The 528-nt window shown below is 65.5% G+C and carries 1 protein-coding gene; it reads right to left on the bottom strand.

Annotation, left to right across the window (positions count from 1 at the left end; translation table 11 throughout):
• Positions 1–528: IS66 family transposase (locus N866_RS19375; protein ID WP_034230075.1), on the bottom strand; the 528-nt coding region annotated here is incomplete at both ends.

Here is a 528-nt window from a genome sequence, read left to right as displayed (position 1 = left end):
CCGTCATTCAGGTAGCGCACCAACGCTGCCCAGCGCTTGAGGCTGTAGTCGAGTGCCTTGGCGATCGCGCTGCCTTCCGGCACCTTCTGCCGCTGCCCAAGCATCCAGCTATGCAGGCCATCGATGATCGGCCTGGCTTTGTCCTGGCGCAGTTGCCGTCGCTGTGCGGCGAGCAACTCTCGCCCTTCGCGCTCCACCTCGTACAGCTGACCGATGTACTGGAGGGCCTGCTCGGCCAGTTGGCTCTGGTTGGCGGCATGCAGGTCGAAGAACTTGCGCCGTGCATGGGCCATGCAGCCGATCTCGGTCACGCCTTGCTCGAAGCTGGCCTTGTAGCCGACGAAGTCGTCGCAGACCAGTTTGCCCTGCCAGTCGCCCAGGAAGCTGCGCGCGTGCTCGCCAGCCCGGCTCGGCCTGAAGTCGTAGACCACGGCCTTGAGGTCGGCGAAGGGGCTGGGTGCATAGGCCCAGACGTAAGCCCGCTGGGTCTTCTTCGTGCCCGGGGCGAGCATCTGCACCGGGGTTTCG

Source organism: Actinotalea ferrariae CF5-4 (genome assembly GCF_000603945.1).
Classification (GTDB): domain Bacteria; phylum Actinomycetota; class Actinomycetes; order Actinomycetales; family Cellulomonadaceae; genus Actinotalea; species Actinotalea ferrariae.
Note: the sequence above shows the minus strand (reverse complement) of the source record. Positions and strands in the feature narration are given on the sequence as shown.